Genomic DNA, 8,134 nt, shown 5'->3' on the forward strand with positions numbered 1-8,134 from the left:
CTCCGAGCCACGGAGCCGCGTCATGCTTTACTATACGCTGGTTTTTCTTGTCGTCGCCGTAATCGCCGGCGCCCTCGGCTTTGGCGGCGTCGCCTCCGCTTCGTCCTCCATCGCGCGAATCCTTTTCGGCCTGTTCCTGATACTTTTCCTGGTTTCGCTGGTCATGCAACTGGTCGGGCGCTCCTGAGCCTCGCGGCGGTTGGGCGTCGCCGCCGGTCCGCGCCCGCTATAATGCCGCCGTCGTCCCTGGGTATTCAAGCGGCGACGAAGGGAATGCGCATGATAAAAAATGTCGACAAGCGCCTTCTCGGTTACAATGTCCTGCTGGCGGCGGCGGCAGCGGCGATCCTGTTGTGGATTTCGGTCAAGGCCAATGAATATGCGCTGAAGGTTCAGGAGGACCTGCGCCAGGCGACCGCTGTGGCGAAAGCCGATCGCGAACTGGCCGATCTCATGGAGACCATTCTCGAGGCCGAAACGGGGCAGCGCGGCTATCTTCTGACGCGAAAGGATTCCTTTCTGGCTGATCTTGCCGCCGCCAGGGAAAAGGCTTTGGCCACTGTCACCGACTATCGCAGCCTGCGCTCCGAGCTTGGCGAGGCCGCCCCCGCCATCGATGCGTCGCTGCGCGACGAGGTCGAGGCGAAATTCGCGGAGCTGGCCAGGACGGTCGATCTCGCCCGCGCCGGTGACGTCGAGGCCGCCTTGGATATCGTGCGGGGGGGAACCGGCGCCGAGGCGAAGCTGCGGATCAGGGCGGCGGTGAATGAAGCGCGGGAAAAACTCGGCGAGGTCCGCCTTCATTATCGTGACGAATTGAGCGTGACGGCGGCAGAGCTGCGCTGGACCAATCTGGAAGGCGCGTTCGGCATTCTGGCGCTGTCCATATTGTCCATCGGCGCCATGGCCTGGCACAATCGCCAGCTGCTCCATGCGCGGAGCGATCTGCGCGAAGCCAACCAGCAGCTCGAAGCCCGTGTGGCCGAGCGCACCCGCCAGCTCGTGCGTTCGAATGAGGAAATCCAGCGCTACACCCATATCGTCGGCCACGACCTGCGCGCGCCGTTGATCAATATCATGGGTTTTACGCGCGAACTGGAAAATGCCGGCCAGGTGCTCAAAGCCTATGTCGACGCCGAACGCGCCGGAGCGCCGTTCAAGCGGATGAAGGAAGTTTACGCCGCCGTCGACGAAGACGGGCCGGAGGCCTTGCGCTTCATCCAATCCTCTCTGGCGCGGATGGATGCGCTCATTACCGCCATTCTGCAATTGTCCCGGCTGGGACGCGCGCCCCTGCATCCCCAGCGCATCGATATGCGCGAACTGGTCGAGGATTGCCTGTCGCAAATCCGGCGCCGGCTGGTGGAGAGCGGCGGCGAGGCGACCATCGTGGCGCCCCTGCCCGACATCGTCAGCGACGCCAATGCGGTGAAGCAGATTTTCACCAACCTCTTCGACAATGCGGTGAAATATTTCGCCCGCGACCGCGCCGGACAAATCACGATCAGCGGCGAGGGACGCGGCGCGCTGGCCTGGTTCGAAATCCGCGACAATGGAAGAGGGGTCGCGCCAAAGGACCAGGAGCGTATTTTCGACCTGTTCCGCCGCGCCGGCGCGCAGGATCGACCCGGCGAAGGCGTTGGTCTCGCCCATGTCCGCTCGCTGGTGCGCCGGCTCGGAGGCGAAATAAACGTCGAATCGGATGGCGTTTCGGGCTCGGTGTTCCGCTTCTCTCTGGCTCGCAATCTCGACACGATCATCGACCAAAATCGCGATGTGGCGAAATGATGAACATCAGGGACGAAAAGCCGGTTTTGATCGTCATGATCGAGGATGACGAAGGTCATGCGCGACTGATCGAGAAACATATCAGGCGCGCCGGCGTGAGCAACGACATCGCCTGCTTCCGCGACGGCGCCAGCGCGCTGGCCTTCCTGTTCGGCGAGGGCTGCGGGCGGAAGAAATCCGGCGCGCCGTGCCTTATCCTGCTCGATCTGAACCTGCCGGACATGACCGGGATCGACATCCTCGCCCGGATCAAAGGCGACGCCCATCTGCGCCGCTCTCCCGCCATCGTCCTGACCACCGCCGACGACCAGCGCGAAATCCAGCGCTGCTACGATCTCGGCGCAAACGCCTTCATCACCAAGCCGCTGGTCTATGAAAACTTCGCACACGCCATCCGGCAGCTTGGGTTGTTCTTGTCCGTCATGCAGGTTCCGGAGGTCGATTGACATGTCCTATGGCGCAGAGGCCAACGATCCCATCCGGGTGCTTTATATCGACGACGATCCCGGCTTCGCCGCCTTGGCGCAGAGGGCGCTGTCAAAGCGCGGACACGAGGTCGCGCACGCGCAGAGCGGGAGCGAGGGCCTGGCGCTTCTCGCACAAGGCGGCGTCGACGTGATTGCGCTCGATCACACGCTGGAAGGCGAGACCGGATTTGACGTGCTTTGCCAGTTAGGGCCGCGCGGGGCGAGGCCGCCTGTCGTCTATGTCACCGCCGCCAGGGACGCCAAGACTGCGATCCAGGCGATCCACGCCGGCGCCGACGAATATGTCGTCAAGGACATGGACGGGGCGTTTTTCGAATTGCTGGCCGTCGCCATCGAACAGGTTCTCGATCGATGGCGCTGGCAAAGGCTGCGCGAGCGCAACGAGAAGGAAGTCCGCGCGGCCCGCGACCGCGCCGAGACCCTGCTTCGCGAGGTCAACCATCGCATCGCCAACAGTCTCGCCCTCGCCGCCGCCATGGTCCGGATGCAGGCCAGCGCCCTGTCGGATCCCGCCGCCATCGCGGCTTTGCACGAAACGCAGCGGCGCATCGTCGCCATAGCCAGTGTCCATCGCCGGCTTTACGTCTCGGACCAGCTCGGTCTGGTCGAAATCGACGATTATCTTGGGCATTTGACAGCGGAACTGGCGGAATCCCTGCGCGACAGCGATCATGACCATCGTGTCGAGCTGAACGCCGAAAAATTCGTCGTTCCCACCGACAAGGCGGTTTCGCTTGGCGTCATCGTCGGAGAACTGGTCACCAACTCCTTCAAATACGCCTATCCGCCGCAGCAGAAGGGTGTGATCCGCGTCTCCGTCGGCGGGACCGCCGAAGGCGGTTTTCTCAACGTGGAGGATGACGGCAAGGGTTTCGATCCCGCCGAGCGGAGCAAGGGCACCGGACTGGGGTCGAAAATCCTCGTGGCGATGACCCGGACGCTGGGCGCAACCTGCACACGAGATGTCTCGCCGAACGGCGTGCGGACCCGGCTCGAATTTCCGCTGCCGTAAAAATCCATATGCCCTCCGATCCGGTTCAACCGGATCGGAAAAGGCCATGAGTTTTCGTATTCGCAAACGCTTTCAGCCGCAGGCGATGACTTTCTTTTTGGCGCGTTCGCCGCTCGCCGGCTGCCGGTCGGGATTGGCCTGGACTTTGCCGGAGGACTCGGCGGAATCGTCTTCTTCACGCGGCGCCAGCAGGCAACTTTCGGGAACCGCGCTTTCTATCACCGTCGCCAAAACGATCGGGGCCGGCCCTTCCGCCCGCGCCGGCCGCGGTCTTTGCGAACGCGCGGACTGTCCCGCCAACCCGCCCATCGCGGCGCCGAGCGCCAGAACCATTAAAATACGAAATACCGGTCGATTATGCCCCCGCATGGCCATCCTCCCCTTCGAGCCCCGTTCGACTGAACTGCGCCGCGCTCGAATTTCGTCCCACGCTTTGCGCGCCAGGAGGCCGTTCCTTCGGCTGCAATTGCTTCAACCCGGCCATTGACGCCTCAACCAGACGGCGCGACAAAAGTTCCGGACAAAAGGCTTCAGGCCGCAGCAAATTCTTTTGGCGTCGTCAGCGGGGAGAACGAGGAACATGGCCGACGCCTTCGTTGATCGCGCGGACGCCATCCAGCCGCACGGATGGCTGATCGTCTGTGACGAAACCGCCGCCAAGGTGCGCCGCCACTCGGCCAATCTCTCCGAGCTGTTTCGCTTCTGGATGGAGCCGTTCATTGGCTCCTCCTTGCGCGACATCCTCGGGCCCGAGGTAACGCATAGTTTGCGCAACGCCTTGTCGCGCAACCCCACGCCGGCCCCCCCGGCCCTGCTGATGGGCGTCCGGTTTCCCGGTTGCGAGGGCGCCTTCGGCCAACCCACCTTCAACCTGGCCGTTCACGCGACCGATGACGAAACCCTGATCGAAATCGAACAGGCGGCGCCGGAAGGCGACCGTCCGCTGTTCGACCGGCTGCGAGCGAGCTTCGCGCGGGTCGCCCAAGCCGCCGAGGTCGATAGATTGTTGAAGATTGCAGCGCGTCTGTGCTTTTCCATGTTGCAATACGACCGCGTCGCCGTCTTGCGCTTCGAGTCCGGCGGGCGGCCCGTCGTCGTCGCCGAGCAGAAATCCCCCGACCTGGAATCCTGGGCCGAAGGCGCCTGCCCTATCGAGAACTTCGCCGAAGCTACCCGCGCAAAATATCTCGCCTCCGGCCTTCGCGTCATCGTCGATGGGGAGGCGGCGCCGTCCAAAATTCTCGCGGGGCCGGACGCAGCGCCCCTCGACCTGAAATTTGCGTTCCTCTCCGCCGCCAGCCCCGACGAGCGCGAGACCTTGCGCCGCAGCGGCGCCGTCGCCGCCCTCGCAGTGGCGCTGGTCGTCGAGGACGAGTTATGGGGCCTGATCCTCTGTCAGAACCAGGAGCCGCGTCATCCGGCGATGGATCTGCGAGCCGTCGCCGAATTGTTCGGCCAATATGTTTCTCTGCGCCTGCAACTTTTATTGCAGCGGCGCTCCGGAGAGGATCGCGCCGAAGGGCGTGCGACGACGGCCAAGGGCGCGGCCAAGGGTATGCGCGTGCTGATCGTCGAGGATCAGGCCTTGATCGCGATGGATCTTGAAGCCTCGCTGAACGAGAATGGCGCCGTCGTCGCAAGCGTCTGCTCCTCGGCGGCCCAGGCGCTGCAGGCGCTGGAAGGCGCGGCGATCGACGCGGCGATTCTCGATTTGAATCTCGTCGGCGAAACCTCTCTCGCCGTCGCCGAGGCTCTGGAAAAACGCGGAATCCCCTTCATTTTCGCCACCGGCCAGAGTGACGAAACAACTATGCCGCCGCGTTTCGCCGGCAAGGCCATGACCCGCAAACCCTATAACGTAAAACAGATCATGGCGGCGTTAGCCGTGGCCCTGGCGGGTCGGGAGTAACCCCAGTCCCTGGTGACAAAAGCTGGTTGCCCCGAACAGCTTCAATGCAAGTGGAATTCCGCTCCCACCAACCTCAGCTCCGCCGGCTTTATCAGCTTGGAATGGCCGACGATGACCTGGTGAATCGGCCCCTCGATCTTTTCCGTCCAGAATTTGAGGAATTTTTTCAGTTCCGGAAAATCCGGCTGCAGATCATATTGTTGCCAGATGAAGGACTGGATGATCGCGGGGTGATCCGGCATCCGGTAAAGAATGTTGGCCGTTGTAACGCCATAGCCTTCGAGCTGACGAAGAAAGTCTTTTGAAACCATCGAACGTCTCCTTGCCAAGTATTAAGTGGCAAAAAGGAAAAAAGTTCAATGAATCATATTGTTGGCAGCCATAGCCGGCGAGTGCTGATTGGTTTCCCCGATTTGCGCGAAGCTCGCTTCGGCCGTACCAGCAGGCAACCTGACCCGCGCCTTCCCGCTTCAACTTTCGTAGACCGGCGACTACGGCGCGTTCCGCGCCCGCGGCGCTGCAAGGCTGGGCCTCGGTCGCCGGGCAAGCTCCTCACCTACGGAAAAAACACCGAGACTCCAGGCGGCAAGGCGCCTGAGCGTCAACCATATTCATCCAGCGCCAGGATTTCCTCAAGCGCCGCAGCATTTCTTGTATTTCTTGCCCGATCCGCAAGGGCATGGATCGTTGCGGCCGGGTTGCGGCCCCAGCACCACGGGTTCGCTCTTGATGGTCAATTCGTCGGCGAATTGCCAGCGCCCGTCCTTGAGAGCGCGGCTGAACAAGGATTTTTCCTTGTGCGCCAGTTTCTTGCCGTCGCGGCTGAAATGGGCGGTGAAAGTCACCGTGCCGCTGGCGTCGTTTTCCAGACCCTTTTCGGTCTCGACGATATCGAGGCCGAGCCAATTCGATTTCCGCGCCCATTCGGTCGTGGCGTCGCAGTTGAAATCGGTGCGCTGTTCGGGCGACAGGGTGTCGTAGAGATAATCGATATCGCCCTTGGCGAAGGCGCTGTAGCGCGAGCGCATCAGCGCCTCGGCCGTGGCGGGGAGTTTTTCGCGGGCCAGATAGGGGCCGCAGCAAGCGGCGAAATCGAGCTTTTCTTGCGCCAGGGCGCGGCAGGGGCAGGTTTCTTGCGTCATGGCGCGTAAACTAGCCGATTTTTCACGGGTTGCAATGCCAGGGCGCGCCCTGAATCAGGGTTTGGCGAAACTATCCAGCGACAACTCGCCATAAGGCGAGGGCGCGGGCGCCGACGAAGGCGGCTTCGGCCGTTTGGCGGCGACATAGGTCGCCGGCGTCTCCATGTCGGCTGGATTGTCGGACGGCGCGGCGTCCACGGTCTCCGGCTCCATCTCCTGCGAGGGTTTCGCCCCAACAGACGGCCCATAAAAGACATGGCCTCCGACCACTTCGCTTTTCGGCGCGTAGCTATTTGCCTTTAAGGCTCCGAACTTTTCGCCCTTCGGGGCGCAGACGTTCTTCGAAACGCGCCAAATTTCTCCGCGCGGGCATTGACGCGCCGAGGCCTCTCCCGCCGCCATCAGCGCGAGGCCGACAATCGCCAGCAGCAAAACCAGAAATCTCTTGCAGTCGGCGGAAAACGCCCAGCCAATTCGGTGCATGGTTCACTCATTGAGGGTCGAACGGCGATTTTAAATAGAAGGCCCGTGACGAAAATAAGGCCGAGATTCAGCTGAGAGCGGACTTGCCTTTTCGCCCCCTGCGCCGCATAGGGCGGGTCAACTCCTTTCACATTGGGCGAGCGACGAGCCATGGGATTCAAATGCGGCATTGTCGGACTGCCGAACGTCGGCAAATCGACGCTGTTCAACGCCTTGACGCAGACAGCGGCGGCGCAGGCGGCCAACTATCCATTCTGCACCATCGAACCCAATGTCGGCGACGTCGCGGTGCCCGATCCGCGTCTCGAGACGCTGACCAAAATAGCCGGCTCCAAGGAGATCATCCCGACCCGGCTGACCTTCGTCGACATAGCCGGGCTGGTGCGCGGCGCCTCCAAGGGCGAGGGCCTCGGCAACCAGTTTCTCGCCAATATCCGCGAATGCGACGCCATCGCCCATGTCGTGCGCTGCTTTGTCGACGGCGACATCACCCATGTCGACGGCGAGGTCGATCCGATCCGCGACATCGAGACCATCGAGACCGAACTGATGCTGGCCGATCTCGACTCGCTGGAAAAGCGGGTCGTCGCGCTGGAGAAAAAGGCCAAGGGCGGCGACAAGGAGGCGCGCGAGCAGCTCGATCTGGTGAGCCGCAGCCTGGCGCTGCTGCGCGAAGGCAAGCCCGCGCGTCTGGTCGAAGTCGCCCCTGAACAGCGCAAGACTTTCGCCCAGCTCGGCCTTTTGTCCTCGAAGCCGGTGCTCTACGTCTGCAATGTCGAGGAGTCTTCCGCCGACGCCGGCAACGAGCATTCGGCAAAAGTTTTCGCTCGCGCAGCCGAGGAGGGCGAGGTCGCGGTGGTGGTATCGGCTCAGATCGAGAGCGAGATCGCGGTCATGCCGTCGGCCGAACAGAAGGATTATCTCGACGCCGTCGGCCTGGCCGAGCCGGGCCTCAACCGCGTCATTCGCGCCGGCTACGGCCTTCTGCATCTCATCACTTATTTCACCGTCGGCCCGAAGGAAGCGCGCGCCTGGACCGTCGAGGCGGGCACCAAGGCCCCCGCGGCGGCGGGCGTGATTCACTCGGATTTCGAAAAAGGCTTTATTCGCTCCGAGACCATCGCCTATGACGATTACGTCGCCTGCAACGGCGAGGCGGGCGCTCGCGAGGCCGGAAAATTCCGCCTCGAAGGCAAGGAATATGTCGTCGCCGACGGCGACGTGCTGCATTTCAGGTTCGCGAATTGAGAGGATGTCCTTCTCCCGCAAGGGGAGAAGGGAGCCAGCGTTTAGAGCGTTTTCAAGCGAAGTG

10 protein-coding genes are annotated in these 8,134 nt (G+C 62.5%); 6 read left to right on the forward strand and 4 right to left on the reverse strand.

Features of this window, described 5'->3' with window-relative positions; translation table 11 throughout:
* The first annotated feature begins 22 nt into the window (after positions 1–22).
* From ACLP2E_RS06920 to ACLP2E_RS06935, 4 genes are all read left to right on the forward strand, one after another.
* Positions 23–187, forward strand: a complete 165-nt coding sequence (locus tag ACLP2E_RS06920) for a DUF1328 domain-containing protein (protein ID WP_442463885.1) — start codon at positions 23–25, stop codon at positions 185–187.
* A gap of 86 nt (positions 188–273) precedes the next feature.
* Entirely contained in the window at positions 274–1,788 is a 1,515-nt protein-coding gene (locus tag ACLP2E_RS06925; protein WP_442465495.1) for a sensor histidine kinase, read from the forward strand.
* Complete coding sequence (locus ACLP2E_RS06930) at positions 1,788–2,234, forward strand: response regulator (protein ID WP_442463883.1); 447 nt, start codon at positions 1,788–1,790, stop codon at positions 2,232–2,234. The genes ACLP2E_RS06925 and ACLP2E_RS06930 overlap by 1 nt, the downstream gene beginning before the upstream one ends.
* A 1-nt stretch (position 2,235) precedes the next feature.
* A complete protein-coding gene (locus ACLP2E_RS06935) occupies positions 2,236–3,288 on the forward strand; it encodes a sensor histidine kinase (RefSeq protein ID WP_442463882.1) in 1,053 nt (350 codons plus the stop codon).
* 72 nt (positions 3,289–3,360) lie between these two features.
* On the opposite strand, the gene ACLP2E_RS06940 is transcribed toward ACLP2E_RS06935, so the two are convergent.
* On the reverse strand, positions 3,361–3,657 hold the full coding sequence (locus tag ACLP2E_RS06940) for a hypothetical protein (RefSeq protein WP_442465496.1): 297 nt from the start codon (positions 3,655–3,657) through the stop codon (positions 3,361–3,363).
* A 211-nt stretch (positions 3,658–3,868) separates the two neighbouring features.
* Here ACLP2E_RS06940 and ACLP2E_RS06945 point away from each other — a divergent pair, with 211 nt between their 5' ends.
* A complete protein-coding gene (locus ACLP2E_RS06945) occupies positions 3,869–5,197 on the forward strand; it encodes a response regulator (protein ID WP_442463880.1) in 1,329 nt (442 codons plus the stop codon).
* A gap of 41 nt (positions 5,198–5,238) precedes the next feature.
* On the opposite strand, the gene ACLP2E_RS06950 is transcribed toward ACLP2E_RS06945, so the two are convergent.
* From ACLP2E_RS06950 to ACLP2E_RS06960, 3 genes are all read right to left on the reverse strand, one after another.
* On the reverse strand, positions 5,239–5,508 hold the full coding sequence (locus ACLP2E_RS06950; protein WP_442463879.1) for an usg protein: 270 nt from the start codon (positions 5,506–5,508) through the stop codon (positions 5,239–5,241).
* A 321-nt stretch (positions 5,509–5,829) separates the two neighbouring features.
* The gene (locus ACLP2E_RS06955; RefSeq protein ID WP_442465497.1) at positions 5,830–6,339 is read right to left on the reverse strand and encodes a YchJ family protein; all 510 of its coding nucleotides are present in this window, start codon (positions 6,337–6,339) and stop codon (positions 5,830–5,832) included.
* 54 nt (positions 6,340–6,393) lie between these two features.
* Positions 6,394–6,822 (reverse strand): hypothetical protein, encoded by a 429-nt coding sequence (locus ACLP2E_RS06960; RefSeq protein WP_442463877.1) that lies wholly within the window; start codon positions 6,820–6,822, stop codon positions 6,394–6,396.
* A 150-nt stretch (positions 6,823–6,972) separates the two neighbouring features.
* Between ACLP2E_RS06960 and ychF the strand changes: the two genes are divergently transcribed.
* Positions 6,973–8,070, forward strand: coding sequence for a redox-regulated ATPase YchF (gene ychF / locus ACLP2E_RS06965; protein WP_442465498.1), 1,098 nt, complete (start codon positions 6,973–6,975; stop codon positions 8,068–8,070).
* Positions 8,071–8,134 lie beyond the last annotated feature (64 nt).

It is taken from the genome of Rhodoblastus sp., assembly GCF_052145335.1.
Classification (GTDB): Bacteria; Pseudomonadota; Alphaproteobacteria; order Rhizobiales; family Beijerinckiaceae; genus Rhodoblastus.

Coding starts and splice junctions, on each gene's coding strand:
- ACLP2E_RS06920 (WP_442463885.1), top strand. CDS start 23: ATGCTTTACTATACGCTGGTTTTTCTTGTCGTCGCCGTAATCGCCGGC.
- ACLP2E_RS06925 (WP_442465495.1), top strand. CDS start 274: ATGCGCATGATAAAAAATGTCGACAAGCGCCTTCTCGGTTACAATGTC.
- ACLP2E_RS06930 (WP_442463883.1), top strand. CDS start 1,788: ATGAACATCAGGGACGAAAAGCCGGTTTTGATCGTCATGATCGAGGAT.
- ACLP2E_RS06935 (WP_442463882.1), top strand. CDS start 2,236: ATGTCCTATGGCGCAGAGGCCAACGATCCCATCCGGGTGCTTTATATC.
- ACLP2E_RS06940 (WP_442465496.1), bottom strand. CDS start 3,657: ATGCGGGGGCATAATCGACCGGTATTTCGTATTTTAATGGTTCTGGCG.
- ACLP2E_RS06945 (WP_442463880.1), top strand. CDS start 3,869: ATGGCCGACGCCTTCGTTGATCGCGCGGACGCCATCCAGCCGCACGGA.
- ACLP2E_RS06950 (WP_442463879.1), bottom strand. CDS start 5,508: ATGGTTTCAAAAGACTTTCTTCGTCAGCTCGAAGGCTATGGCGTTACA.
- ACLP2E_RS06955 (WP_442465497.1), bottom strand. CDS start 6,339: ATGACGCAAGAAACCTGCCCCTGCCGCGCCCTGGCGCAAGAAAAGCTC.
- ACLP2E_RS06960 (WP_442463877.1), bottom strand. CDS start 6,822: ATGCACCGAATTGGCTGGGCGTTTTCCGCCGACTGCAAGAGATTTCTG.
- ychF (WP_442465498.1), top strand. CDS start 6,973: ATGGGATTCAAATGCGGCATTGTCGGACTGCCGAACGTCGGCAAATCG.